We start from the raw sequence: 24,655 nt of genomic DNA, 5'->3' as shown, positions 1-24,655 counted from the left end.
AACCTCATTAACCAATTATGACTAACCCAACAATTACTCCCTATTCTCCGGCCAGTCTTGACCCCCATTCAAGAGAAACAGCGAACCACCGTCGTAAATTGCTAATTTTTCAAGTTGGTAAGCTTAATCTAGCCTTACCCGTAGAATTTGTCAAAAAAATCCTGCATTATATGCCCATGGAGGGAAGTGGAACAACTGCCGTTGGTTTGATTCATCTTGGGGATCAAGAAATTACGGCGATCGATCTCCATAAACGCTTATTTAAAGTGAGTCAAACTCAAATAGAAGGACGGCAGTTTCTCATCCTAGCGAAAAATACTATTGATGAGCAATTTGGGATTCTCATCTCTCAAACCCCTAGTTTAATTGATTTACCTCTGTCTCAAATTCGGACATTACCGGATTCTTATCGTCGTGCTGATACCTTGGATATGGCCAGTCATGTAACAAGAGTGCAACACATGGAGCAACTGTTAACGGTATTTGTGTTAGATGTTGATCGTTTAGTACCACCTATCGGCATTGGAGATTTTGTTTTTTAACCGAGAATAATTCCCGTTTTTTTCTGCTCCTTCCTCCTCAAAAAACCTTAATAATTGCTATATTAGCAAGGACAATGGGTTAAAAAAAATTGATCAATGGTGGTGATGAGTAAAGTGAGAAAAACGAAGATGGGAATGGCGAATGTTCTTGATCAACCAATAAAAACGGCTTTGAATCTACGATTATGGGCTTCAGTGTTCTATAGTCTTTCTAATGGCCTAGTCTTTTGGAGTCTCGCCCAAGGATTATTAGTGTCAGCCAGTTTAGCTCAGGGTTCTCAACAAAAATCCTTAGAACCGTCCTTGGTGTCTCAGGCCCCTCCCTCTACCTTCAGAAACGATGATATCCCCCCCGAAAACTCTGCTCCGCCCCTATTTGATGTTAATACTTCAGAACAGTTTAATCTCTATCGATTGGCGATCGGAGATGTAGTCAGTGTGAATGTTCGAGAGTTTCCTGAATTTAGCTTTGCTGGCCCGATTGATCCAGAAGGAAGAATTCGGGTTCCCTTTCTCGGACAAATTTCCCTTGTTGGCCTCACCTTAGATGAAGTAGAAACGAAAATTGCCTATGAATTGGGGCAGCGTTACCTTCAAGAAGAGCCGGAAGTCCTGGCCGTATTAGGACAACCTCGCCCCGTTCAACTGACCATTTTAGGAGAAATCACCCGTCCTGGCTATTATTTTTTTGGCCCTGGTGTCACCCTCAATAATGTGATCACCTCTGTTGGGGGCAGTACCCCGCAAGCTGATTTACGCTCAGTCATTGTACGTCGTTCCCTGGTAGATGGAACCATACTCGAAGAAAGAGTTGATTTATATACGCCCCTCATTCAAGGAAAACGCCTCCCAGAGTTTCGGTTGCAGGGAGGAGATACGGTTATTGTCTCTCAACTGCCCATTGGACAAAAAGACTACGATCAGACTCTCATTGCTAAGACAAATTTGGCACAACCCGCCATTACCATTCGGGTATTAGTACCGCTAAACCCGGCTGGGTTAGCCGTTCGTAACCTGACATTGCCCAGTGGCAGTACCTTTTTAGATGCGGTGGCTAATCTTCCTGCTATTAGTCCTTTAGTGATCAAAGAAGAAGTGACATTGTTGAGATTTGACCCTGAACAGGGGAAAGTTGTTGCCCAAGGATTGAATCCCATTAACACAGTACGAAATTTAGATGTGACTCAATATGTTACCCTCAAAGATGGAGATGTGATAGTTGTTAGTCGTACCTTGTTAGGAGAGATATTTTCTGCTTTCCGAGTTCTAACTCAGCCGATTCGAGATTTGATAGGGTTCGCAAATTTTTTTAGACAACTGGAAAACACCTTCGATAACAACAACAACAATAACAATAACAATAACAACAATTTCTTTTAAAATAGTGACATCTATGTTGATATTCTTAAAAACTTATGGCCCCCCCTATTGTTAAACGGTTTGCTATTTCTTTTCAACAAAATTACTGGCTAGGGTTATTGACGATGCTGGCTGGTTTTGGCATTTCAGGAATTGTGGCACTACAACCCCCGGCCGCTCCTCCGGCCCCTACCTATAAAGCGGGGGGACAACTGACCTTTTCGGAACCCCCTCCGGCCTTTACCACCACAGGTAATCAACTCCAAGCAGAAGGACGGTCAATTAGTAAAAGTATGCTGTTATCTGAGCAAGTTCTTAGGAACGTAATGGAGAAGTTACAGCTTAAGCCTGAGGAAATAGTCCAAATTCGGGATAAAAATCTGCAAATTGAAGTGCCGGAAAAGGATAAGAAAGGAAACGCGACATCATCGATTATTTCCTTGGAGTATACGGATAAGGAGTCACCAACGAGAGCGACGCTCATTTTAGAAGCCTTTATGAAGGAAATGGTAGATTATAGTCGCTGGCTTAATACCTCTGAATTGCGAAGTCGTATTGAAGCCCTCAGTAAACGTCTAGCTCAAGTTCAAGAGGCTCTAACTGCTGCGGAAAATCGCTTTTATCGTTATATCTCTCAAGAGGGTTCGGATTTATTAGCGATTCAAGATGGTAGTCTCTTTAGTGGGATCACCAGTAGTCAACAAAGACAACGGGAGCTACAATTAGCTCTCCAAGAAGTGGAAGGTAGGATCAATAATCTCATCAGTCAGTTAGGGTTAACACCAGAACAGGCTTATACTTCAGTCGCTTTGAGTGCTGATCCTTTGTTGGCCAATTTACGGGCCCAAATCTTGCAAACTGAATTGCAATTAGAGCGTCTGCAACTCGACTTAAAGCCTGAACATCCCAACATTGTTAGATTACTGAAACAAAAGCAAATAAACGAAAAGTTATTCCAAGAAAGGGCCCAAGAATTAATGGGAGCGAGGAATTTAACCCCTGTCCCTCTCGCTCAAATTCGTCAAGATAGTAGTCTTGATCCTAGTCGGCAACAATTAGCTAGTCAACTGTTAACGTTACAAACACAACGGGCAGGTTTATTTAAACAATTACAATCTGTGGTTGAAACAGAGCAAAAATTACGACAAGAGTATGAGAAGTTTCCTGATAAACAGTTGCGGCAAGCGAAACTGGTACAAGAAGTGGAATTTCAACGGATTGTTTATCAAAATATCTTAACGGCTTTAGTGGATGCTCAAGCGGCAGAAGCGGAAACTGTGGGCAGTCTCTCCGTTGCTATTCCGGCTAACTATCGACCGGTGGCCCCAACGAAACCCACGCAGACAAATCGTTTACTGATTATTGCAGCGGGTGGTGGTATCGGTGTTGTGGCTGGTTTTGGGGTGATTCTCTTGCTGGCGTTACTCGATGATCGTTTACATACTCCTCAAGAAATTCGAGATGCTTTGGCTGATCGAGAGGTTCCTTTGTTGGGGCAGTTACCGTTTATTTTCAGTTCTTTATATCGAGAGGATCTCAGCCCTGTTTTATTGGAGGGAGAGTCAGGGGATCTCAGTTTTTATGAACGACTTCGCAGTAATTTACGCCGTTTGGGATCGGATGCGTCTAAGGTGATTCTGATTACCAGTATCGCCAATGAAGAAGGAAAAAGCGCGACGGCCTACAATTTGGCGATCGCTTGCGCCCATGCGGGAAAACGGACTTTATTGGTGGAGGCTGATCTGCGGGCCCCGTCTAAAGCGGAATGGTTAGAGGTGACACCTGATCCTAATGCGAGTTTAGAACCATTACGGTATTATGGCGATCGCAGTAATGCCATTGATCTTGTGCCTGGGGTGGCTAATTTGTATGTGTTACCGAGTCCAGGCCCCCAACGTCAAGCGGCGGCAATTATTGAATCAAGTGAGTTACAATTGCTGCTCAAAGACGCAAGGGGCCGGTTTGATATGGTGATTGTTGATACGCCTTCTTTGTCTCGTTGTAATGATGCCCTATTGTTAGAACCTCTGAGTGATGGACTGATGTTAGTCACTCGTCCAGGGGCCACCCGTTCTAGTTTATTAAATGAAGCGATCGACCAATTATCCGATGCAGAGGTTCCCGTGTTAGGGGCAGCCATTAATGCTGTCGAGGATCTAGTTCCTCCAACGCCAGAGGTTCCCGATCTTAATGGTAATGGGTCTACTAACTTCGCTGAAAATACAGAAGAATTGGAAATTCATGCCAGGTTTAATTAAGGTGTTTTCCTTGGAATGGGTAAACCAATTTTAGAGGGTTTATCTGGCTGACTTGTCACGGTTAAGGTGATAATTTTTGCTTCGATTAATCGTTCTTCTTTTGGTAATTTTCCAGTTCCTGTATTCAAGGAATAGGCGGGAAAGCAGGCCCCACTTAAACTTAAACGAATACAATTTCCTTGAGTAACTTTAATACAAGTTGCTTGTAAAGGAATTTTTCGGGGTAATTCATCAGAGTCTACTCTCATATAACCCTGACTAAAATTATAGACTTTTCCATCAGGCAATACCTCAGATAAGACAGCACAAATATCAAAACTTGGTGCATCTGCTGTACAATAGACTTCTAAAAAAGGTTCCCCCATTATCACTAAATCTTCAGTTAAGGGTTGAGAGGTATAGGTTAAAACATCAGCGCGACTATCTACATTAGACCGCTCAAAAGACCCTGATGGAATACTAGCATGACCTCCCAAAGAATGAACGGGCCGCCAAGGATCATGAACTATAATATCCGTAGATATTGCCTTGGGAACATTGTCGCTTAATTGTCCGTCATCCTCTCGAATACTGGCTAATCCTTGACTAGATAAATAATAATAATTATGATTATTAGTGGCAAAAGAATCAAAAGATTGCCATTGATTAGCTCCCATTTCAAATAATAGCACGGAAGCGGAATTTAAGTCAGATTTATCTTGATTTTTCAAGAAATAATCAAACCAATTAATTTGATATTTATCAATAAAACTAATCGCGTTTTTTGTATAATTAATTGAGCCGACTTGTGGACTCCAGGGAAGATGTCCCCAAGGGCCAATAATCAGATGTTGAGCAAGGTTACTACGAGTTTTCATTGCTTTATAAAGATTCAATGTTCCTCGCAAATAAGGATCAAACCATCCCCCAATATGTAACATGGGTAAATCTAATTTATCTATCAATGTTTTTGGCGATAATTTGGACCAATAATCATCAGGATAGGGGTGATTTAACCAGTCATGATAAAAAGAATCAGAAGCAACCTCTTTAAGCAAATTTGGATAGGCAGGAATGGGGTCATATAAAGGCAAATTACGAGAGGCTGCATAGAGTTTTTGAAAAGCAATTGTGTCCCCTTTTAATCTAGCAGTTTCTGCGGCTAATTGTATCGCCCAACTTAAATTAGTTTGTAAACAAAATGCCCCATTTTCATAACCCAAATCACTATATAAATCATAAGCAATCATAGCTGGACAGATAGTTTTTAGTGCTTTTGGTTTAGCCGATGCTATAGATAATTGGGTCATTCCTTGATAAGAAAACCCATACATTCCGACATTTCCCGTACTACCTGGCAATTGAGAAACCCAATTTATAGTGTCTAAACCGTCTTCTATTTCATCAGCAAATAATTCAAATTCTCCTTGAGATGTACCTCGACCTCTGACATCTTGAATAACTACAATATACCCTTGGGAAGCGTACCATACAGGGTGAGCATAAACTACAGTAGAAGCAATTTTTCTACCGTAGGGTTGACGCATCAATAAGACAGGAAAAGAGTCAGAACTTTGAGGGCGGTAAATATCAGCATCAAGGGCCATTCCGTCCCTTGTTGTAAGGGACAAAGTTTCTTGTTTGACTTGAAACATTAGTTTTGATTATCAAGTTAAAAGTTAATCTTTTTTCTGTTTAACTTCCTCCAAATTTTTCCTTGAGAATTTCATTGTTATCATCAGCAATAGTGGCTACTAAAGTGATGGCGCGAGAAATTTCTACTGGGGATAAATCAGCAACAGCACGTTGAGTTAAAACAACAACTTGATCATTCATGATACCAAAACGAGTTTCTAGGGTTTCTGTCCAATTCATTTCTAATAATTTCCGCATTAAACCTGGTTCATCTTTGGCAGGAAGTGTTAACACTGGGGACCAAACTGTTAATAAATCTTCGTCGGTTTCTCCTGTTAGTTGAACATAAGCTTCCACACTACCGTAATTAAATTTCCAGAGGTGTCCTTCTTGATTCTGAGAAACCATTGCACTATCATTTTGTTGTAAACTGCCGATGACAGTTTCTATTACGTCTTGATGAGTGCCATGGGTGCTGGTAAAATTATCCGCTAAAGTCGGTTCAGTGGTTGAATAAGTCATCGTTTATACACAATCCTTGGTTAATTAATCAAACTTCATTCTTATTATCTCCTGATAGGGGAGTCAGAGGACAACATTTTGTGAAGATATTTTATCTTATTAATGCAAAAATTTATCTCTAGCACTAGATATTCTTGTACTATTTGGGAACGGGCGATCGCTGATTTATGTTACCGACAGGAATAATCTGGACATGACATGGTTTACATTAAAAATCTGTAGGGGCATGGCATCAGTCAATTATATGATCCTACCATTGAATTAATCTTGCCATGCCCATCAACTCCCTGATACCGATAGGAATAATCTGGACATGGTATGGTTTACATTCTAGGTTAGGTGACAAGATTAATGTTGCCATGCCCCTACTGGGGGGAAATTAGGGTTTAAAAGTTTTTATTTGATTAAATTTTTGTCAATTTTATCAATTTCATTTTCTAATAAATAATTTTTTTGATTAAGCTCATTTTCAATGTTATTCAGATTGTTTTCTAATAATCTATTATCTCGATTAAATTGATCTTCAATGTTATTCCAATCATCTTCTGGTAAAGTATTATCTCGATTAAATTGTTCCTCAATGTTATTATCAATACTATCTGGTATTTTAGTATTATTAGGAGGAGTCAAGGGATTTTCGACAGGAGTATCATCTTGCTCTGGTTCAAGTTTTCCTTGCATTCCTTGATCTACTCTTTGAAGTTGAGCAAAAAAATGATCCTGTTTATAATTAATAGAACGAGCCAAAATTAAGCCTTGCTGAAATGCTTGTAATGCCTCTTGATATTGCTGTTTTCCTAAATAAATCTCCCCAATTTTATCATAGGTTTTCATTAACCCATAATAATTATAAGATAATTGTTCAACCTGAATTAATCTTTGATAAATTTGTAGGGCATAATCTTTTTGTTCATAGGTTTCATAAAGATCTCCCAGTCTGGTTAAAGCATCAGCGGCCGCCCCAAATAATTGTAATGACCAAGCTAAAGAATAAGCTTCTTGATAACTTTGACTGGCTAATTCTGGCTTATCCATTGATTGATAATCTTGACCAATATCAATCTTTAAAGGAGGAATAAATTCAAGTTTTTTAGTTCTTAAATAGTTATCAACTAATCGTTGTTTGATAGTCGCTGCATTTTCTGGTTGCAATGATGCGGTATAAATTTCCGCTAATATTTGTAAATAAAGACCTTCTTCATAGACATTTCTTTTCCCTTGTGCTTTGTCTAATAATTCCTCATAAACTAATGCAGAATTAGGATAGTCAAACTTAGCTAAATAGAGTTTTCCCAATCCTTGTAAAGCTTGTTTTTCTGTTAGGGGTGTTTGGCTTTTCCGAGCATTAGCTAACACCTTTTTATAGACAATTATTGAATTATCCAGACTATGTAATTTAGCATAAGCATCAGCCAAAGCCATTAATAATTCTGGACTCAAAGGATCTTCTTGTTCTGATAATTGTTGTAAGGTAAAAATTCGCTTACCAATAATTTTAACATCTTCCTTACGGGTTCGGTTCCAAGCAATTTCCCCAACCCTTCCTAATGCTGCTAATTCCTCAATTCTTCCTAATACCCTTCTTAATCTTAATTCTCGATACCAAATATCAAAAGCAACCTCAATATTACCAGCATCTAACTGAGCTTGTGCTTTCACATTTAAGTTATCAAGTGCTTTCCTTAATTTCTTTTGTTCCAGAGGAGTAAGAGGACGAGGAATAGGAGGAATTAACGGATCAACTAGAGGAATTTCTAAAGGATTTAATTCAGGTGGTGGTATGGGAGCAGCCAAAGTTTTATTATTAACTAAGCAAGAGGGACTGCCTAAAATTATCGTTAAAATAAGCAAGAAATAAATTCTCTGATTAATTCTAAAAAAATTTAGCATGATAATATAAAGTTAATTAGTCCAGATTAAGATAACATTGATTATAAGATAACGATTGAGGAGTTGACAGTGAGGAGAGGGATCAAAGTTGTCCTAAGTGTGATGTTAACCATACTGTTGACAGCTTGTAATAATATGCCACAAGTAAAGGCAGAGCAGCGATTATTTCCCAGTCTTTCCCTAGAATTTTTGGGAGAATATCAATTACCGAAGCAAACCTTCCAAGAAACTCCCGTTGGTGGCCTATCTGCCATCACTTACAATCGCCAAATAGATCGCTTTTATGCCCTCTCTGACGATCGCTCTCAAAAGGCCCCCGCAAGGTTTTATACCCTCAAGATAGACATTTCTCCCACGGATGACAAGCCAGGGAAAATTCAAGCTGTTACGGTGGAAGACGTAACTTTCATCAAATCCCCATCAGAACAAACTTACGCCCCCCAAACCATCGACCCTGAAGGCATTGCCCTATCTCCGAGAGGTACTGTCTTCATTTCCAGCGAAGGAGTTCCCAAAAAAGGCATTGATCCCTTAATTGGGGAATTTAACCTAAAGACGGGACAAATTCAACAACAAGTTCCCCTTCCCCAACGATATCTACCCGCAACACAACCAGAGGAAAGTCCTCGCGGTGTCGAAGAAAATTTAGGGTTTGAACCCTTAACTATTAGTGCTACGAGTACCCTCAAAGATGACCCATTTCGCCTTTTTACTGCCACTGAGTCATCCTTAAAACAAGATAGCGCAGACACGCCTCCTGTGAACATTCCTGTGCGTCTGCTGCATTATGTAATTAGTCCCATTGGGCCACCTGTTTTAATTTCCGAACATTTATACTTACTTGATGAAACCCCCAAAGGTGCATTGGCCAACGGGTTAACGGAATTATTAGCTTTACCCCAAGAAGGAAGTTGGTTAAGTTTAGAACGGACTTTTGGTGTCTTTGGTCATGGGGCAAAATTATTCCAAGTGGTGAATAGTAGTGCTTCTGAGACATCCAATATTGAGAGTTTTAAGGCAGGAATAGCAGGAATTAAACCCTTAAAGAAAAAATTATTACTCGATTTGCAAGATTTAGGGATTGAGTTGGATAATTTAGAAGGAATGACCCTAGGGCCGAGATTAAAGGATGGCAGTCAAACATTGATCCTCATCAGTGACGACAATTTTAGTCCTGAGCAAGTCACCCAATTGCTAATATTTAGACTAAAATCATGACAAGCAAAACCTTTTGGCATCAACCTACGATTTTATGCAAAATATGGGAATACTGATAATATATATCCTTGAAACCCGACGGAATTTGTTCCCAGGAGTCACGGTGTTAACCCTCCGCCCACAATTATAAAAATAGCCATGCCCCATCGTCAAATCGTTATAGGTGACGTTCATGGTCACTACGATACCCTACTCAGTTTACTAGATGCGATCGCTCCCGACAGCGACGACCAAGTTTATTTTCTTGGTGATTTAATTGACCGCGGCCCCCAAAGCGCACAAGTCGTTGATTATGTGATGCAAAGTGGCTATAAATGTCTATTAGGCAACCATGAATATATGTTACTGGGAACGGTAGGAAAAGGGGGCATTGATAGTCATCAACTCCAAGGATGGTTATATGGAGGCGGTTATCCTACCTTAGTCAGCTACGATCATCATATCCCTCAAGAACATATTGAATGGATGAAAAAACTGCCTACTTATATAGATTTAGGGGATATATGGTTAGTGCATGGGGGTATTAACCCAACAATTCCTTTAGAGGAGCAAACCGCCGAACAATTTTGTTGGGTACGGGATGAATTTCATGCTATGACTGAGCCTTATTTTAAAGATAAACTAATTATTACGGGTCATACTATTACTTTTACCTTTCCAGGGGTAGCACCTGGTAAATTAGTGGCAGGTGCGGGATGGTTAGATATTGATACGGGGGCCTATCATCCTAATAGTGGTTGGTTAACAGGGTTAGATTTAACCAATGAAATAGTTTATCAAGTGCATAGCAAACATAAAACAAAACGGACTTTACCTTTAGCAGAAGCAGTGGTTTGTATTGACCCCTCGACGGTACTTTCTAAACGGATTAAACGCCATTCTGTTGTGTAAAAAAGATGAGTTTCTTATACATTTTGGACGCAGCCTCTGTAGGGGCGCAATGCTTGCGCCCTCATGCTTAATATATTACATTATTCTAGCTAATATTATAAAATATCCATAAACAGCTTATCTTAAAATTTGATGCCGTCTGATAATGCGCCTTAGAAGAAATAAGAGGAATTTATCCTGATTTAAGTTTAGAAAAAATCTACGCTACTATTACTTATTATCTCCAGAATCAATCAGAAATTGACGCTTATTTATTACGGATAAAAAACTGGCAAGAAACCCATTATCAAGAATTACTAAAACACCCTTCCCCTCTAAGAGAAAAAATGAAACAAATTAAACAACAAAGACAAGATTCATTAACAGTATGAAAATAAGGAATTAAAATCTGTTCCCCGTTCCCTTCTTTCAACCGATAACTTTTATATAATAAATTCAGAAAAACCATGTCTAATTTAAAGAATTATATAATTGAATGCGCTCGTCTTCTTTATTGGATTTTCTTCAAACCCTTTACATTAAAAGCACATTTACAAGACATTCACCCTGACTTAAAAATTGATGATAATCTTTATCTTAAACTAAGAGAATTTCCTAATAATAAAAAATTACGTCGCTTCACAGAACAATCATTTTGGTTAACTATAATTACTCCTCAATTAGCTGTTTTATTCGTCGGTATTATTTATCCTCTCATAACCCAAAAATCTTTTAATTGGTTGCCAAGTGAATTATTTTTAATCGGTTGGACAATGGCTCAAATAATTGCTCGATTTGGCTTTTATTTTTTAGGAAATAAATTTAATTATATTGCCTTGGGTATTTTTGTGCTTTTTATGATTTCTAGTCGATTTCTGGATGGTGTAGTATTCGGTGTAGTATTCGGTGTAGTATTGGGTGTAGTATTGGGTGTAGTATTGGGTGTACTATGGGGTGTAGTAGTTATATTAGGCGTGTTGAGGGTTTATTTTTGGTTGCCTGAGTTATTATGGATGGGATTATAGAAAACATTGCACCAGGAAAAAGATTTTTACTCTGTTTAGATGAATTTGAGCGTCTACAAGAAGTTATTGCTGTTATAAACTCTCGCGCACCTCTTAACTTTTTGCGTCATATTATCCAAGATAGAAATACTTGGACATTACTATTTAGTGGTTCCCATACCCTAGACGAAATAGAAACCTATTGGAGTGATTATTTAATTAATACTCGTTCCGTGCGTATTAGCTATTTAGAAACATCTGAAGCAGCAGAATTAATAAAGTATCCTGTCCCTGAATTTCCTGACATTTATTTGCCAGAAACAGTAGAAAGGATCATTTATTGGACAAGATGTCAACCCTTTTTAGTGCAGTTACTTTGTTCTGAATTAGTCGAATATCTTAACCGCACTTATGGGCAAAATTCCTTGAATATTAAAGCAACTCCTAACCATGTTGATGCCATTTTTGATCAAGCTTTAAGCGTTGGTCGTCCTTATTTTAATGAGTTATGGACAAATACCCTTAACCAAGAGCAAAGAGAGTATATTAGAAAGTTGGTTAAAGGAGAAGACATTGCCGTAAAAGAATATAAAAAGATTGAGAATAAACTAATTGAAAAAGAAATTATAAAGCGAGAAGAAGATAAAATAAGTTTTCAAGTTCCGTTAATTGAAAGAAGTATTAAGCAAAAAATACAAGAATAATCATAAAATTGTTTGCATTATTTTCCAAGATTCTGGTTTCTTCTACGACTTCAGTAACTACGGCAGTTATGAGCGTTTAACCGATGATGGCTTAACTCAATGGCATCCTGCTTTTTTACAACTAGGGAACAGCTTAGAAGACTGTGCCAGAAAATATAAAGGTTTTTGCCAAAGGTATAAACCGAAGGAGAAGAAGACTTTTGACATTTTTTGAGGTGAGTGTTAGAATCATGGGGATTACTCTACTAATCCCTTTTGCGATCGCCCATAGGGTAACAAGAAATGATTGCTGTAAAAGATAAGTTAACACCCGAAGAATATTTTATTTGGGAAGAACAACAACTGCTGCGCCATGAGTATCTTAGTGGTGAAGTTTACGCCATGAGTGGGGGGACTCAAAATCATGGGCGAATTGCTAGTAATATTATTTTTATCCTTAAAGGTCATTTACGGGGCGGTGGTTGTCAGTTAGGTAATTCCGATTGTCGTGTAAATATTTTTGAAACTAAAGATTATGTTTATCCTGATGTGAGCGTTACTTGTGACGATCGAGATCGCACTGCAATTCAAGCGATTCAATATCCTTGTCTAATTATTGAGGTTTTATCTCCAAGTACAGCCAGTTATGACCGAGGGGATAAATTTAGGATGTATCGTCGCAATCCTAGTTTGCAAGATTATGTTTTAGTTGATGCTGAGAAAATAGCGATCGATTCATACTGCAAAAATGATCGTGGTAATTGGGAGATTTTTAATTATCAATCGGGGGATAATATTGATTTACAAAGTATTGGTTTAAGCTTTCCCATTGAGTCGGTTTATGAGGATATTATTTTTGAGGAATTAGGAACAAAAAATAAATAGGCTATGCAAATCAGAGTAGGCTAAATTGGAGCAGTGTTTTTTATAAAAAACAAATACACCACCTCATTTTTAACTAGGCGACTTGTCAAGTTTTTTGTAATAATTTTTAACTAAATATTTAACTCTACCGTCCTCTAAAGTAATATAGCAGTATACTTAGGAGTAGGGGTAAGACATCAAAAAATTATGTATACTCACCCGAAACATTAATATTTTGCCTTACCCATCTTCAGTTTATTAATAACCCGACATCTTTTAGTTTATAATAAAGTATGATTGTTTTAGGATAAGTTATGGAATGGCAAGAAATCTCAGGCAGTTCGGTATTAATTCCCCGACATCCTATGGCTGTGATTCATTTTTTGGGGGGTGCATTTGTAGGAACTGCCCCTAACTTTACCTATCGTTGGTTACTCGAACAACTAGGTAAAGAAGGATATGCAGTGATTGCCACACCCTTTATTAATACCTTAGATCATTTAGCGATCGCCCGCAATGTACTCAACCGCTTTGAGAGTATTTTAGACCGTTTACAAGCCAATAATTCTCTAGGACAAAGATATCTTCCTATTTATGGAATTGGTCATAGTATGGGGTGTAAACTGCATTTATTAATTGGCAGTCTTTTTTCTGTCGAAAGGGCTGGTAATATTTTGATTTCTTTCAATAACTATCCAGTTAAAAAAGCCATTCCTTTTCTAGAACAAATTGATATTGATAATTCCTTGAACTTAGAATTTACCCCTTCTCCTGAAGAAACAACCTTAATTATTGCCAAAAGCTATGAAATTCGTCGTAACTTACTGATTAAATTTAGTAAAGACAATATCGATGAAACCCTGATGTTAAATCCGGTATTACAAGAAAGATTTCCAAATTTGATCGCTTTACAGACATTATCAGGTAATCATTTAACCCCATTAGGACAAGAAATAAACTGGCAAGCTGGAGAAGTTTTTACCCCATTAGATGCCGTAGGACAATGGGTTAAACAAAGTTTTGCCCGTGATTTATATAATCTCAGAAGTGAGATTTTACGGTGGTTAAATCCTGGTAAAATTATTTAATCATTAGCCATCATCCCTATTTATGCAACTCATTCTTTATAGCAAACCAGGCTGTCATTTATGCGAAGGACTACAAAGCAAACTGCAACAGATGGAAACCTTAAAATTTGACCTAGAAATAAGGGATATTACCACCCGTGACGAGTGGTTTCAAGCTTATCAATATGAAGTCCCCGTCTTGCGTCAAAAGTTACCAGAAGGAGAAAAAACCATTCCTCGGCCCTCCCCTCGCGTCTCCGTCGCCAAATTAGAGCAAATATTACAAAAATATCTCAGCTAAAACTTTGGAATGTTCAAGATGATCAGCGATAGTCTGTACAATAGTTAAGAAAGGATTTGATCGCGGTCTGAATTGTTCTTAATAACCCTTTAATGCTTGACTCCTTCATTAGTGTCCTCCTTATTGACGATCAGCCTACTATCGGTGAAGCCATTCGCCGAATGTTAGCGACGGAAACGGATATTATCTTTCATTATTGCCGCGATCCGACTCAAGTATTTCAACGGGTTCAAGAAGTCAAACCAACGGTTATTTTGCAAGACTTGGTGATGCCTGATGTAGAAGGTTTAATGTTAGTGCGGTTTTTGCGGGCCAAAGACGCTCCTACCCATGATGTTCCCTTAATTGTCCTTTCTAGCAAAGAAGAACCCCTGATCAAAGCAGAAGCCTTTAAATTAGGGGCCAATGATTATTTAGTCAAGTTACCGGATAAAGTCGAATTAATTGCCCGCATTCGCTACCATTCCAGTGCTTATATTAACCTGCTCAAACGTAAAGAAGCCGAAGAAAAACTTAAAGAAGAAAATCTTCGCCTCAGTGCAGAAATTGAAATCACTCGCCGACTACAACAGATGATTTTACCCAAAGCCGAAGAATTAGAAAAAATTGAAGGCTTAGATATTGCGGGTTTTATGGAACCGGCCACAGATGTTGGTGGGGACTATTATGATGTCTTGAACTACAATGGTCGTGTTAAAATAGGGATCGGGGATGTAACAGGTCATGGGCTAGAAAGTGGTGTGGTGATGATTATGGTACAAACCGCCATTCGTACCCTAATGACCCATAATGAAACTGATCCCTTTGTATTTTTATCCGTGATTAATCGCACCATTTTTGACAATGTAGAGCGCATTAATTCTGACAAAAACTTAACCCTTTGCTTACTCGATTATGAAAATAACTGTCTGCGCTTAAGTGGTCAACATGAATCTTTAATTTTGGTCAGGAAAGGGGGAGAAGTGGAAATCGTTGATACCATTGATTTAGGATTTCCTGTGGGCTTAGAAGAAGATATTAGTGATTTTTTAGGAGAAACGGAAATCTGGCTCAATGCTGGAGATGTAGTCGTCCTCTATACTGATGGCATCACCGAGGCAGAAAATCCCTCTGGAGAATTATACGGGTTAGATCGCTTATGTGAAATTGTTAGTCAAAATTGGGAATACTCAGCCCAGGAGATTAAAGAGGCCGTGATTAAAGATGTTCGGCAACACATCGATTATCAAACCGTCTACGATGACATCACGTTATTAGTAATTAAACAAAAATAGTGGTGATTGAATAGCCCTAATGAGGATCGCAATTGTTAATGATACGTTGATGGCAGTAGAAATGCTGCGGCGAGTGGTAACTTCTGTCTCTGGCTATGAAGTCGCTTGGGTGGCCCGTAATGGCAGTCAAGCGATCGCTAAATGCGCTATTAATACACCTGATCTCATTTTAATGGATATCATAATGCCAGATCTCCATGGGGCAGAAGTAACTAAAGTTATCATGAAACAATCTCCTTGTGCGATTCTTATTGTGACAGCCAACGTTCAAAAAAATTCCTCAAAAATCTTTGAAGCCATGGGTTATGGGGCCCTAGATGTAGTGAGTACGCCAGCTTTGGGGCTATCAGGAGAACCGGCCTTGGCCCAAATCTTACTCAATAAAATCGCAACTCTGGGTATTTTAATCGGTAAACTCAATCACAAACACCAGACTGCCCATGAGTCTTTTTTATCCCCAGGTAAGGCTTCAGCTAAACTGTCTAATCCTCCCCTCAGTTTACCCCCCTTAATTATCATTGGGGCTTCAACAGGAGGCCCTAAAGCTTTAGCTACCCTATTATCGGAGTTTCCCCCTAAATTTGCTGCTGCCATTGTCATTATTCAACACGTGGATGCTCAATTTTCTTCGGGGTTAGCTAAATGGCTGAATGAACAAACTCCCTTATCCGTTGTTTTAGCCCCTGATGGTGGTTGTCTCCAAGGGGGAAGGGTGTTTTTGGCGGGAACGAACGATCATTTAGTTTTACGTCCCAATTTAACGCTAACATACACTAAGAAGCCTCAAGATTATCCTTATCGTCCCTCAGTGGATGTGTTTTGTGAGAGTGTGGCTCAATATTGGAGTCGTAAGGGCATTGCTGTGTTATTGACAGGCATGGGACGAGATGGGGCGATCGGGCTACAAGTGTTGCGTTTAAGGGGATGGCATACTATTGCCCAAGATCAAAAAAGTTCTGTGGTTTATGGAATGCCGAAAGCGGCGGTAGAAATGGGGGCCGCTGTTGAAGTGCTTCCCTTATCTGCGATCGCATCAACCCTGATTAAACGAGTCATGCTTATTTCTTAAATTATGGCAAATTACCCATGAAAAGTTATGAGATTTATGGAAACTTTTTGGAAGAATTACCCGCTAGTGACCAATTTTTGGTAATTAGTTTTTCTCCCTCATCAATTCCCTTAAAACAACGCTGGCGCAATAATGGATTATCAGCGGATTTTGTGGCGGATTATTTAACCACATTTTTTCCGGCGGATGAAGATGCTCCAAGTACAATTGAACGTCAAAAAGAACTAAAAGGTGCTGTGAGTTATATCGCCAATGAACTGTTAGAAAATGCCATGAAATTTCATGATGAAAGTGTTCATAACACGATTCAATTTGGCATTCATTTGTTTGATGAAACTGTGGTTTTATTTTCAAAAAATTGTATTCCTTCGGCTAACTGGCCTCGGTTTAAACCGATTATTGAAGATCTGATCAATTCCGATCCTCAAGAATTATATATCAATCAGATGGAAAAATTAGCCGAAGAAGATGATAATAACGGCTCTGGCTTAGGATTAATTACAATTTGTTGTGATTATGGGGCTAGTTTGGGTTGGAAAATTGATAGCCAGGAAGAAAACTTGGGGATCTTGACTATCAACACTATGGTACAATTGCAAGTATAATGAGGGCAGATCATGACTGATTTATGGGACAAAAGGAGTTATTAACAATGGAAGTTAAAGGTGATAGCTATCGAGTTGATTATAATGCAGAAACAATAACCATTAGTTTTCAAGGTTCATTACGATTAAGTGGCGTTGAAGAATATGAACCTATTGTTAACTTATTAAATCAGGTTGCTGAGCAGAATCATGAAACGATTACCCTCGATTTAAAAGAACTAGAATTTCTCAATAGTTCTGGGATTAGTATGCTGTCTAAATTCGTTATTAATATTCGTAAACAAAAGACAAGTAATATTTTAGTGAAAGGCTCTCAATCTATTCCTTGGCAGGGAAAATCTTTAAAAAATCTTCAGCGATTAATGCCAACTTTGACCCTAGAATTTGAATAGGTATTAATTATGCTTAACGATCAACTTTCTCAAGAACAACTGGTGAATCAGATTAAAACCCTTCAGAAACAAATTGAAGAGTTTAAAAATGATAAAGAAGATCTGGAAATTCTCTTAGAAACAATTACGGAACACTCAACGGATCTAGAAAATGAAATTTACGAAAAAAATCAGATTATGCTGAAGTATTTACAGCAAGTTAAATTAGTCACAGAAGCAGCGGCCGCAGTTGAAACTGAATCTTTTACCATTGATAGTATTAATGAAGTTGCCGCCAGGGAAGACGAATTAGGACAACTCGCTCGTGTGTTTCAAAATATGGCGAAACAAGTAGAAATTAGAGAAACTAAATTACGTCAGCAAGTTCAAGAATTACGGATTGAAATTGATAAAGGTAGGCAAGCAAAACAAGTCGCTGATATTGTTCAAACCGATTCTTTTAAAAACTTAAAGCAAAAACTAAAACGTATCAAAGATTCCAGAAAATCTTGAAGTTTTAGGGTAAAAATAATAGCTATTTTAGCAGGTTATAATCGTCTGTGAATCAAGAATCCCATGTGTTTCTACCTGTGGGATTCTTGATTGAGTTGAAATTGAAGACGGAGAGGGAGGGATTCGAACCCTCGATGAGTGTTACCCCATAACTCCTTAGCAGGGAGCCGCTTTCAACCGCTCAGCCACCTCTCCAAGGCACAGTATATTATCATAGCAGATTGATGTTGTTTCCAACAAGCTTTTACAAATAAATATTTGTTGTATGGTATAAGTGGAGGGTTTGCGATCGCAAAATTTCAGATCAAAATTTTTTGCGGAAATCCATACTCAGACCTTGTATATAAATCTGTCCATCTGTCAATCCCTAAGCACTAAGGTGTCTATCATGATTAAGCACACTTCTTCCTCTAGCACTGAAGACAACCTCAATTCCCTAACTGAAGAACTCCTAGACGCGCTACTCGAAGTAGAAGAAACCTATCCTTGGGACCCAAGCTCCCCTGAAGCAGAAGCCTATTTTAGCAATCTCGAAGCCGAATTTCCCTTAATCGATGCTTTTGATGAGGCAGAAATTACGGCTCAAGCAGATACATTCTTTTCTCATCTCCATCAATCTTGGGAATCAGTCGATCAAACCAGTTTTACCCAAACTCTCTGGGAGAAATTCGGGCAAATGATTCCGAAAGCTTGGCTAGAAACCATTATTACTCAAGCAGAACAGTTAGCGAGCGAAAATATTTCTCAACTGAATCAATTAGTGGAATGCGTCAAACCCCTCTGGACAAATTGGACAGAAGAAGATTTACAAGTCTTTGCCCGTCCCCTTGCCCAAGCAATGCGGGGTGAAACAAAAGTTAAGCAAAATAATTGGCAAGATCTCTCAGAAATTGAACAAATTCGCTTCACTATGACCATTGCGAAAGAAGTATTATGTGAAATACCTCCCCAACAAGGGCAATAATTTCTGAAAGATCCCCCAAAGTTCTTACCCTCGCTGAATTTGAGCAAAGATTTCCCCTAAGATTTCTCCAGCCCCGGCATCCCGTAACCGCGTCGCTAATTCTCGTCCTAGGGCTTCTGCTGTTGTCCTTGGCCCGCTAATATTATCCTTCAAGAGTTTTTGACCATCAAGACTAGCCACCATTCCCGTTAAACTCAAAATATCCCCTTCGATGGCTGTGTTAACCCCAATGGGGACTTGACACCCACCTTCGAGTTCTCGTAAAAACGCCCGTTCTGCATAACAGCGATCGCGGGTGGTTTCGTGTTCTAAGGCTTTAAGTAATTCTAAAACTTCCTGATCTCCGATGCGACATTCAATACCTAATGCCCCTTGTCCGACGGCATGAAGGGAAATTTCATCGGGAATGACTTGATGAATGCGATCGCTCATGTCTAAGCGTTGCAGGCCCGCTACAGCGAGGATAATGCCATCATAGTCTCCTGCATCCAGTTTAGCGAGTCTGGTATTGACGTTGCCGCGTACATCTTTAAAGGTTAAATGGGGGAAATGATGCCGTAGTTGAGCTAAACGACGCAGGGAAGATGTACCAATAACGGCCCCTTCCGGTAAGGTGTCTAGTTGTTTATCGCGGTGCTTTTCATGCACCACTAAAGCATCTGCGGGGTTGACTCTTTCCGTTACACAACCCAGCATTAACCCTTCTGGTAAGTTGGTAGGTAAATCTTTGAGGGAATGCACCGCAAAATCTACTTGATTTTCCAGCATGGCCACTTCCAATTCTTTGGTAAATAACCCTTTATCCCCAATTTTAGCCAGGGCTACATCTAAGATTATATCCCCTTGGGTACTCATGGTTTCTACCTCAAATTGGCGATCGGGATAATGATTTTGCAGTTCTTTTTGTATCCAGTAAGTTTGCACTAATGCCAATTGACTTTTGCGAGAACCGATGCGAATGGAGCGACTAGAAACAACCATAGAGATTAATCTGATACTTAAGGTTATCAATAAGGAGACTCAATCTAGCGTATCGTAGTGCTAGACTCCCGTTAATAGGTAAGATTGCTCAGGAGGAAAAACGTTACATTTCTTCACGATTAATCTCCTATTGATCAGGACAGAGATGTTTATTTATGTCCGACTACTTAGAGTAAATTTTGTTTATGTTTTGCTCTCCTTGTCAATCCAATACCAAGCGCTAAAACACCCCACTGTTAACCCAATAAATAATAACATTAATGTCCAAGAATAAGGACTTTTAAAAGAATTATCAATCCAAACTCCGATCACAATTCCCATTAAGGTAGGAATAGTCACTGACCATCCTACCATCCCGAACATTCCTAACACAAACCAAATACTTTTTTTGTTTTGTCTTGCCTTGATTTTTCGTTTGGCTTTTGTTTCAACCTGTTGGTAAAATTGACTAAAATTTGTCCTATCTTCTTTTTGATCTACATCAGATTTATCCATCTTATATTAACCAACTGTTTTCAAAGTACATTTTTAGAAAGCAAAAGAAGGAGAACATAAACGAATATAAATATCTCGTTGCTCATCAGTAATCTATCTTCTGCCGTGCATAATTCGAGTATTATTGATCATCCTACCATGCCAAACAGAAACCAACCACTTAAGCACTTCTCAAAGCAACAATTGGATCAAGTTTAGCCGCTTGTTTAGCTGGCAATACCCCAAAAAATAGCCCAATTCCTCCTGATACTCCCACCGCTAGAATAATGGATTCAACGGAGATACTGGTAGCTAGAGAAAAGACAGAACTCGCTATAATAACGCCGCCAATTCCTACCCCAATACCGATCACTCCGCCCAAGGTTGTTAATAAAATTGCTTCTAATAAAAATTGTCCTAAAATATCTTGTTCAGTTGCCCCCAATGCTTTTCTTAAGCCCACTTCTTTGGTTCTTTCTGTGACAGAAACCAACATAATATTCATCACCCCAATACCTCCCACCAACAAAGAAATCACAGCGATCGCCCCCAACATTTGAGTCAAACCAGCATTAGTTTTCTCAGCCGTTTCTAAAAGAGCATTTTGCGAAAAAAGCTTCAGAGATTTACTATCTTTCAAGGAATGACGTAACTGAATTAAATTTTTAACTTGAAACTCAGCCGCCCTTACTGTATCTTGATCTTTTGCTAACATCGCAATAACATTAAGATTAATGCCATAAGGGGAACGCCATCCTCTTAGTTGAGTATGAGCAGCAGTTAAAGGAACAATCACATTGTTATCTTGATCTGAGTCAAACAAGGAACCTTTTGGGGCTAAAACACCAATTACATTAAAGCTCATATTTTTAATTCTAACTTGTTTTCCCAAAGGGTTTTGGTTAGGAAAAAGTCGCTCAGCAATGACTGCACCTAAGACAACCACACGGTTACTGTGCTTGACATCAATTTCGTTGAGAAAGCGTCCTTGAGATAGCTCATAATTTCTGACAGGGAGATATTCTGGTGTAGTTCCAATAATAGAATTTTGAAAGATCTTATCTTGATAAACAATCAATTCACTGGTGTGAATTTCTGGCGCAACATGGGTTAAAGTTGGGACTAATTTAGCGATCGCTTGAGCATCTTCGAGCAATAAAGGTTTAGCTTCTGCCGAAAGATTGTGCCGAACACGAGCAGAGGTTAAACTAAGGAATAGGACGTTCGGCCCCAAAGACTGAAATTGTTCTGCGGTTAATTTTTGTGCGCCTTGTCCTACTGCCACCATGCCAATAACAGAAGCATTACCAATGATAATGCCCAACATGGTTAAGCTACTCCGAAGTTTATTCGATAGGAGAGCAGATACAGCCATTTTGCAGGTATCGACAATTTCCATAACAGATCCCTAATCTTTCCCACTTGTCTATTGTCGGGGTTTTTGTTTAATTTTGGTTAATCCATGCGTGAAGCATACCACAAGGCCAAGGCCAAAATGACAACAAAAAGAGAAGTGCCGACAGCGATCGCAAAGTTATGAAAGGCGTGGGAGTCAATAAGAGTCATCTTCAGCCAGGGGTTTAGGGAATTATTGAATTAATTGGTTTTTGATAGCAATGCAAGTGAATGAGGCGACAATAAGACATAAGGTCATATTAGCATCAGCCTTCTGAATTTTCAAGAGTTTATGCTTAAATTTCTTTTAAAGCGTCAATAAGTTGTTGATTTTCTGCTTGAGTACGGACGGCAACACGAAAATAGCGATCGCCCAATTCAGGAAAACTTAAACAGTCGCGGATTAAAATACGATGTTTATGGAGTAATTTTTGTTGTAATTGAGAACTTGGCAAACCCGTTTCTACTAACAAAAAGTTGGCCTGACTAACCAGAGGATTAAGATCTGAAATCTCTAATAAACCTTGAAATAAAGTAGGTTGAGCAGATAATAACCACTCCCTAGTTTGTTGTTCAAATTCCCGATCTTGAATCACCGCTATTCCTGCGGCTGCGGCTAAACTATTGACACACCAAGGATCACGCCAAGTTTGCCACTGTTGGAGACGATCCGGATGAGCGATCGCATATCCTAAACGTAGTCCAGGAAGACTATAAAATTTAGTCAGCGATCGCACAATCACCAAATTAGGGTATTGAGATACCCAAGGAATTAAACTTTGTTGTTGCTCTGGTGGCACAAAATCCATAAAAGCTTCATCCACCACCACTAACTTAAATTGTTCCAGTAATGGTAATAAAGTCTCTTTTTTCCATAACTTTCCCGTGGGATTATGGGGATTATTAATAATAATTCCTGCGGGTTTTCTGGGAAGATTTTTGAGGGTGAAAACTGGATCTAGATCTTGCCAATTAAACCCGTGAGTTTCAATCTTAGCCCCAAATCCTTGTAAGGTGCGCCAATAATCTTGAAAAGCGGGCGTGATTAGATAAGTAATGTTAAGTTCCGCTAATTGACGACCGGCCCAAGTCAATAATTCAGCCGCCCCATTGCCTGGTAAAACCCACTCAGCCGATAGATTATGCCATTGTGCCAATGCTTGACGCAATTCCTGGTAGTTGGGGTCAGGATAATGGTTAAGGCTGTTTAAAGCCTCTTGAATAGCCGTTAATGCGCTTTGAGGTGGCCCCAAAGGATTAATGCTGGCAGAAAAATCCATGATTGAGGAAGCCGGACAACCAATTTGCTTGGCTGCCCAGACTAAATTTCCACCGTGAAGGGGTCGTTTCATCCTGAGAGATTGATAATTTACTCTTTGGGGGCGACTTTATCCTTAAACAACTTTCCAGCAGAAAATGCTGGCACTTTTGTCGCGGGAATACTCATTTTTTCATTGGTTTTCGGGTTACGACCTTCCCGGGCCTTGCGATCGCGGGATTCAAAGGAACCAAAGCCCACTAAGGTCACTTTATCATCTCCTGAGACGGCTTCCATGATGGTTTCAATCGTAGCACTAATAACCGCATCGGCTTGCTTTTTAGTGACATTCGCTTTCATGGCAACTGCATCAATCAATTCGCCTTTATTCATCCGATAATCTCCTAATTTACTAAATCGTAAGATATTTGACCCGATCTCTTTGCTGAGATGATGCCCAGAAAAAGGGGGGGTTGGGTAAGCCTGTCAGAGAAACTTTCTTGGGGTAGATCGCTCAAAACCTGATAGGCTAAATATTTTACTGCATTATTCTAAGCCCAATGTGTCTCTTGTGGATCGCTGGAACCTTTAATTTATGTAGATCTTTACTCAAATTTCTAAGTTTTATGATCTTCTGAGAGGTGTTAATGATTTTTATGTACTACTATGTCTGACTACTTAGTGAGGTATTGATTATAACATTTCTCATCGTGGAAATATGATAATTTCCTGATTGTTCTCCATAATTAAGAAGCTTGATAAAGTGCCTCTAATTGAGTTCTTATCCAAAGGCTTTCTAATGAGGTTAAATTGTTGGAGGGACTAAAAGTTTGTGAAGTTTCTTCATGAAATGACTCTACTAAATCTCCAACCGTTATCATATTTTTTTTTATATTAAAAGCTTGCTTTACCACTTGAGAATCTGTATCATCAATTTCTTCATTTGTTAGATTTTGTTGCTCAATACAATCAGAAAAAGTGGGGTTTACAGAAGGAATAACATCTTTTTTATTAAGATCATTGACTTGAGTTGCAGTTAAGTCTGTACAGGAAAAATCAGCACTTTCTAAATTAGCTCCTCTCAAATTAGCTCCGGTTAGATAACTATTAGTTAAGTTAGTTTCTTGCAGGTTAGCATAAACCAAATAAGTATCGACCAAATAAGTATTAATTATCTGTGCTTTACTTAAGTTAGCTTCCCAGAGATTTGCTTTACTAAGATCAGCATTTATTAATAAAGTATAACTTAAATTTGCTTGAGAAAATACAGCTTTAAAACATATAGCAGATGTTAAATTAGCATAGCTCAAATTCGCATTTTCTAAACAAGCACCACTTAAATTGGTTTGACATAACATTGCTTCTTCTAGGTTAGCTTTGTTTAAATTAACGTGACTTAAATCTAAGTAACTCAAATCGGCATTTTGCAAATCAGGAATAATCTCTGGGTTTTGTTTACGCCACTGATTCCACTTTGTAACACTTTTGATTAAAAGTCTTAACTGTTCTTGATTCGCCATTATTAGTGTTCCTGAATTAACAAAACTTGATGTTGATAT

The 24,655-nt window shown here is 38.8% G+C and carries 27 protein-coding genes, 1 tRNA gene and 1 pseudogene; 18 read left to right on the top strand and 11 right to left on the bottom strand.

Annotated features, from left to right (window positions below; genetic code table 11):
* Window positions 1-17: 17 nt before the first annotated feature.
* The 3 genes from VB691_RS19980 to VB691_RS19970 all read left to right on the top strand — a co-directional run bounded on the left by VB691_RS19980 (window position 18) and on the right by VB691_RS19970 (window position 4,159).
* The gene (locus VB691_RS19980; protein WP_323293281.1) at window positions 18-542 is read left to right on the top strand and encodes a chemotaxis protein CheW; all 525 of its coding nucleotides are present in this window, start codon (window positions 18-20) and stop codon (window positions 540-542) included.
* A gap of 105 nt (window positions 543-647) precedes the next feature.
* Window positions 648-1,922 (top strand): polysaccharide biosynthesis/export family protein, encoded by a 1,275-nt coding sequence (locus tag VB691_RS19975; RefSeq protein WP_416245346.1) that lies wholly within the window; start codon window positions 648-650, stop codon window positions 1,920-1,922.
* A gap of 35 nt (window positions 1,923-1,957) precedes the next feature.
* Window positions 1,958-4,159: an ATPase gene (locus VB691_RS19970; RefSeq protein ID WP_323293280.1), complete on the top strand. Its 2,202-nt coding sequence runs from the start codon at window positions 1,958-1,960 to the stop codon at window positions 4,157-4,159.
* On the opposite strand, the gene VB691_RS19965 is transcribed toward VB691_RS19970, so the two are convergent.
* The 3 genes from VB691_RS19965 to VB691_RS19955 all read right to left on the bottom strand — a co-directional run bounded on the left by VB691_RS19965 (window position 4,156) and on the right by VB691_RS19955 (window position 8,185).
* Entirely contained in the window at window positions 4,156-5,793 is a 1,638-nt protein-coding gene (locus VB691_RS19965) for a CocE/NonD family hydrolase (RefSeq protein WP_323293279.1), read from the bottom strand. The genes VB691_RS19970 and VB691_RS19965 overlap by 4 nt on opposite strands.
* A 40-nt stretch (window positions 5,794-5,833) precedes the next feature.
* Window positions 5,834-6,295 (bottom strand): YbjN domain-containing protein, encoded by a 462-nt coding sequence (locus VB691_RS19960; RefSeq protein ID WP_323293278.1) that lies wholly within the window; start codon window positions 6,293-6,295, stop codon window positions 5,834-5,836.
* A 396-nt stretch (window positions 6,296-6,691) separates the two neighbouring features.
* Entirely contained in the window at window positions 6,692-8,185 is a 1,494-nt protein-coding gene (locus tag VB691_RS19955; protein ID WP_323293277.1) for a hypothetical protein, read from the bottom strand.
* Window positions 8,186-8,287: 102 nt separating this feature from the next.
* Here VB691_RS19955 and VB691_RS19950 point away from each other — a divergent pair, with 102 nt between their 5' ends.
* From VB691_RS19950 to VB691_RS19885, 14 genes and pseudogenes are all read left to right on the top strand, one after another.
* Window positions 8,288-9,403 carry an esterase-like activity of phytase family protein gene (locus VB691_RS19950; RefSeq protein ID WP_323293276.1) on the top strand — a complete coding sequence of 372 codons (1,116 nt, stop codon included), beginning with the start codon at window positions 8,288-8,290 and terminating at the stop codon, window positions 9,401-9,403.
* Window positions 9,404-9,541: 138 nt separating this feature from the next.
* Window positions 9,542-10,294 carry a metallophosphoesterase family protein gene (locus VB691_RS19945; protein ID WP_323293275.1) on the top strand — a complete coding sequence of 251 codons (753 nt, stop codon included), beginning with the start codon at window positions 9,542-9,544 and terminating at the stop codon, window positions 10,292-10,294.
* Between the two features lie 155 nt (window positions 10,295-10,449).
* Window positions 10,450-10,665, top strand: a pseudogene (locus tag VB691_RS19940) (DUF433 domain-containing protein); the annotation flags it as partial.
* Between the two features lie 75 nt (window positions 10,666-10,740).
* Window positions 10,741-11,298, top strand: a complete 558-nt coding sequence (locus VB691_RS19935; RefSeq protein ID WP_323293274.1) for a hypothetical protein — start codon at window positions 10,741-10,743, stop codon at window positions 11,296-11,298.
* Window positions 11,283-11,981: a hypothetical protein gene (locus tag VB691_RS19930; RefSeq protein WP_323293273.1), complete on the top strand. Its 699-nt coding sequence runs from the start codon at window positions 11,283-11,285 to the stop codon at window positions 11,979-11,981. The genes VB691_RS19935 and VB691_RS19930 overlap by 16 nt, the downstream gene beginning before the upstream one ends.
* Entirely contained in the window at window positions 11,947-12,195 is a 249-nt protein-coding gene (locus VB691_RS19925; RefSeq protein WP_323293272.1) for a hypothetical protein, read from the top strand. The genes VB691_RS19930 and VB691_RS19925 overlap by 35 nt, the downstream gene beginning before the upstream one ends.
* A gap of 68 nt (window positions 12,196-12,263) precedes the next feature.
* The gene (locus tag VB691_RS19920; protein WP_323293271.1) at window positions 12,264-12,845 is read left to right on the top strand and encodes a Uma2 family endonuclease; all 582 of its coding nucleotides are present in this window, start codon (window positions 12,264-12,266) and stop codon (window positions 12,843-12,845) included.
* 293 nt (window positions 12,846-13,138) lie between these two features.
* A complete protein-coding gene (locus VB691_RS19915) occupies window positions 13,139-13,912 on the top strand; it encodes a DUF1350 family protein (protein ID WP_323293270.1) in 774 nt (257 codons plus the stop codon).
* Between the two features lie 22 nt (window positions 13,913-13,934).
* Window positions 13,935-14,192, top strand: coding sequence for a glutaredoxin family protein (locus VB691_RS19910; protein ID WP_323293269.1), 258 nt, complete (start codon window positions 13,935-13,937; stop codon window positions 14,190-14,192).
* A gap of 92 nt (window positions 14,193-14,284) precedes the next feature.
* Window positions 14,285-15,466 carry a PP2C family protein-serine/threonine phosphatase gene (locus VB691_RS19905; RefSeq protein WP_323293268.1) on the top strand — a complete coding sequence of 394 codons (1,182 nt, stop codon included), beginning with the start codon at window positions 14,285-14,287 and terminating at the stop codon, window positions 15,464-15,466.
* Window positions 15,467-15,485: 19 nt separating this feature from the next.
* The gene (locus VB691_RS19900) at window positions 15,486-16,535 is read left to right on the top strand and encodes a chemotaxis response regulator protein-glutamate methylesterase (protein ID WP_323293267.1); all 1,050 of its coding nucleotides are present in this window, start codon (window positions 15,486-15,488) and stop codon (window positions 16,533-16,535) included.
* 17 nt (window positions 16,536-16,552) lie between these two features.
* Window positions 16,553-17,140: a DUF6272 family protein gene (locus VB691_RS19895; protein ID WP_323293266.1), complete on the top strand. Its 588-nt coding sequence runs from the start codon at window positions 16,553-16,555 to the stop codon at window positions 17,138-17,140.
* Window positions 17,141-17,187: 47 nt separating this feature from the next.
* Window positions 17,188-17,532 carry a SiaC family regulatory phosphoprotein gene (locus VB691_RS19890; protein WP_323293265.1) on the top strand — a complete coding sequence of 115 codons (345 nt, stop codon included), beginning with the start codon at window positions 17,188-17,190 and terminating at the stop codon, window positions 17,530-17,532.
* Window positions 17,533-17,541: 9 nt separating this feature from the next.
* A complete protein-coding gene (locus VB691_RS19885) occupies window positions 17,542-18,024 on the top strand; it encodes a histidine kinase (RefSeq protein ID WP_323293264.1) in 483 nt (160 codons plus the stop codon).
* A 108-nt stretch (window positions 18,025-18,132) separates the two neighbouring features.
* Here the strand turns inward: VB691_RS19885 and VB691_RS19880 are convergent.
* A tRNA-Ser gene (locus VB691_RS19880) sits at window positions 18,133-18,219 on the bottom strand.
* A 193-nt stretch (window positions 18,220-18,412) separates the two neighbouring features.
* On the opposite strand from VB691_RS19880, the gene VB691_RS19875 reads away from it, so the two are divergent.
* Window positions 18,413-18,988, top strand: coding sequence for a hypothetical protein (locus VB691_RS19875; RefSeq protein WP_323293263.1), 576 nt, complete (start codon window positions 18,413-18,415; stop codon window positions 18,986-18,988).
* Window positions 18,989-19,012: 24 nt separating this feature from the next.
* Here VB691_RS19875 and hemC read toward each other — a convergent pair whose 3' ends face one another.
* The 7 genes from hemC to VB691_RS19840 all read right to left on the bottom strand — a co-directional run bounded on the left by hemC (window position 19,013) and on the right by VB691_RS19840 (window position 24,616).
* Window positions 19,013-19,969 (bottom strand): hydroxymethylbilane synthase, encoded by a 957-nt coding sequence (gene hemC / locus VB691_RS19870; protein ID WP_323293262.1) that lies wholly within the window; start codon window positions 19,967-19,969, stop codon window positions 19,013-19,015.
* 183 nt (window positions 19,970-20,152) lie between these two features.
* Window positions 20,153-20,464, bottom strand: a complete 312-nt coding sequence (locus tag VB691_RS19865) for an AtpZ/AtpI family protein (protein ID WP_323293261.1) — start codon at window positions 20,462-20,464, stop codon at window positions 20,153-20,155.
* Window positions 20,465-20,624: 160 nt separating this feature from the next.
* On the bottom strand, window positions 20,625-21,842 hold the full coding sequence (locus VB691_RS19860) for an ABC transporter permease (RefSeq protein WP_323293260.1): 1,218 nt from the start codon (window positions 21,840-21,842) through the stop codon (window positions 20,625-20,627).
* 56 nt (window positions 21,843-21,898) lie between these two features.
* Entirely contained in the window at window positions 21,899-22,009 is a 111-nt protein-coding gene (locus VB691_RS19855) for a delta-aminolevulinic acid dehydratase (RefSeq protein ID WP_323293259.1), read from the bottom strand.
* A gap of 125 nt (window positions 22,010-22,134) precedes the next feature.
* The gene (gene cobD, locus VB691_RS19850; RefSeq protein WP_323293258.1) at window positions 22,135-23,190 is read right to left on the bottom strand and encodes a threonine-phosphate decarboxylase CobD; all 1,056 of its coding nucleotides are present in this window, start codon (window positions 23,188-23,190) and stop codon (window positions 22,135-22,137) included.
* Window positions 23,191-23,207: 17 nt separating this feature from the next.
* On the bottom strand, window positions 23,208-23,489 hold the full coding sequence (locus VB691_RS19845) for an HU family DNA-binding protein (RefSeq protein ID WP_323293257.1): 282 nt from the start codon (window positions 23,487-23,489) through the stop codon (window positions 23,208-23,210).
* Between the two features lie 353 nt (window positions 23,490-23,842).
* The gene (locus VB691_RS19840; RefSeq protein ID WP_323293256.1) at window positions 23,843-24,616 is read right to left on the bottom strand and encodes a pentapeptide repeat-containing protein; all 774 of its coding nucleotides are present in this window, start codon (window positions 24,614-24,616) and stop codon (window positions 23,843-23,845) included.
* Window positions 24,617-24,655: the final 39 nt, after the last annotated feature.

This window comes from Crocosphaera sp. XPORK-15E (genome assembly GCF_034931425.1).
Classification (GTDB): domain Bacteria; phylum Cyanobacteriota; class Cyanobacteriia; order Cyanobacteriales; family Microcystaceae; genus UHCC-0190.
This window is presented reverse-complemented; position numbering and strand designations above follow the sequence as displayed.

Excerpts from the sequence above, each read along its gene's own strand:
- VB691_RS19980 (WP_323293281.1), top strand. The coding sequence starts at position 18 with ATGACTAACCCAACAATTACTCCCTATTCTCCGGCCAGTCTTGACCCC.
- VB691_RS19975 (WP_416245346.1), top strand. The coding sequence starts at position 648 with ATGAGTAAAGTGAGAAAAACGAAGATGGGAATGGCGAATGTTCTTGAT.
- VB691_RS19970 (WP_323293280.1), top strand. The coding sequence starts at position 1,958 with ATGGCCCCCCCTATTGTTAAACGGTTTGCTATTTCTTTTCAACAAAAT.
- VB691_RS19965 (WP_323293279.1), bottom strand. The coding sequence starts at position 5,793 with ATGTTTCAAGTCAAACAAGAAACTTTGTCCCTTACAACAAGGGACGGA.
- VB691_RS19960 (WP_323293278.1), bottom strand. The coding sequence starts at position 6,295 with ATGACTTATTCAACCACTGAACCGACTTTAGCGGATAATTTTACCAGC.
- VB691_RS19955 (WP_323293277.1), bottom strand. The coding sequence starts at position 8,185 with ATGCTAAATTTTTTTAGAATTAATCAGAGAATTTATTTCTTGCTTATT.
- VB691_RS19950 (WP_323293276.1), top strand. The coding sequence starts at position 8,288 with ATGTTAACCATACTGTTGACAGCTTGTAATAATATGCCACAAGTAAAG.
- VB691_RS19945 (WP_323293275.1), top strand. The coding sequence starts at position 9,542 with ATGCCCCATCGTCAAATCGTTATAGGTGACGTTCATGGTCACTACGAT.
- VB691_RS19935 (WP_323293274.1), top strand. The coding sequence starts at position 10,741 with ATGTCTAATTTAAAGAATTATATAATTGAATGCGCTCGTCTTCTTTAT.
- VB691_RS19930 (WP_323293273.1), top strand. The coding sequence starts at position 11,283 with ATGGATGGGATTATAGAAAACATTGCACCAGGAAAAAGATTTTTACTC.
- VB691_RS19920 (WP_323293271.1), top strand. The coding sequence starts at position 12,264 with ATGATTGCTGTAAAAGATAAGTTAACACCCGAAGAATATTTTATTTGG.
- VB691_RS19915 (WP_323293270.1), top strand. The coding sequence starts at position 13,139 with ATGGAATGGCAAGAAATCTCAGGCAGTTCGGTATTAATTCCCCGACAT.
- VB691_RS19910 (WP_323293269.1), top strand. The coding sequence starts at position 13,935 with ATGCAACTCATTCTTTATAGCAAACCAGGCTGTCATTTATGCGAAGGA.
- VB691_RS19905 (WP_323293268.1), top strand. The coding sequence starts at position 14,285 with ATGCTTGACTCCTTCATTAGTGTCCTCCTTATTGACGATCAGCCTACT.
- VB691_RS19900 (WP_323293267.1), top strand. The coding sequence starts at position 15,486 with ATGAGGATCGCAATTGTTAATGATACGTTGATGGCAGTAGAAATGCTG.
- VB691_RS19895 (WP_323293266.1), top strand. The coding sequence starts at position 16,553 with ATGAAAAGTTATGAGATTTATGGAAACTTTTTGGAAGAATTACCCGCT.
- VB691_RS19890 (WP_323293265.1), top strand. The coding sequence starts at position 17,188 with ATGGAAGTTAAAGGTGATAGCTATCGAGTTGATTATAATGCAGAAACA.
- VB691_RS19885 (WP_323293264.1), top strand. The coding sequence starts at position 17,542 with ATGCTTAACGATCAACTTTCTCAAGAACAACTGGTGAATCAGATTAAA.
- VB691_RS19875 (WP_323293263.1), top strand. The coding sequence starts at position 18,413 with ATGATTAAGCACACTTCTTCCTCTAGCACTGAAGACAACCTCAATTCC.
- hemC (WP_323293262.1), bottom strand. The coding sequence starts at position 19,969 with ATGGTTGTTTCTAGTCGCTCCATTCGCATCGGTTCTCGCAAAAGTCAA.
- VB691_RS19865 (WP_323293261.1), bottom strand. The coding sequence starts at position 20,464 with ATGGATAAATCTGATGTAGATCAAAAAGAAGATAGGACAAATTTTAGT.
- VB691_RS19860 (WP_323293260.1), bottom strand. The coding sequence starts at position 21,842 with ATGGAAATTGTCGATACCTGCAAAATGGCTGTATCTGCTCTCCTATCG.
- VB691_RS19855 (WP_323293259.1), bottom strand. The coding sequence starts at position 22,009 with ATGACTCTTATTGACTCCCACGCCTTTCATAACTTTGCGATCGCTGTC.
- cobD (WP_323293258.1), bottom strand. The coding sequence starts at position 23,190 with ATGAAACGACCCCTTCACGGTGGAAATTTAGTCTGGGCAGCCAAGCAA.
- VB691_RS19845 (WP_323293257.1), bottom strand. The coding sequence starts at position 23,489 with ATGAATAAAGGCGAATTGATTGATGCAGTTGCCATGAAAGCGAATGTC.
- VB691_RS19840 (WP_323293256.1), bottom strand. The coding sequence starts at position 24,616 with ATGGCGAATCAAGAACAGTTAAGACTTTTAATCAAAAGTGTTACAAAG.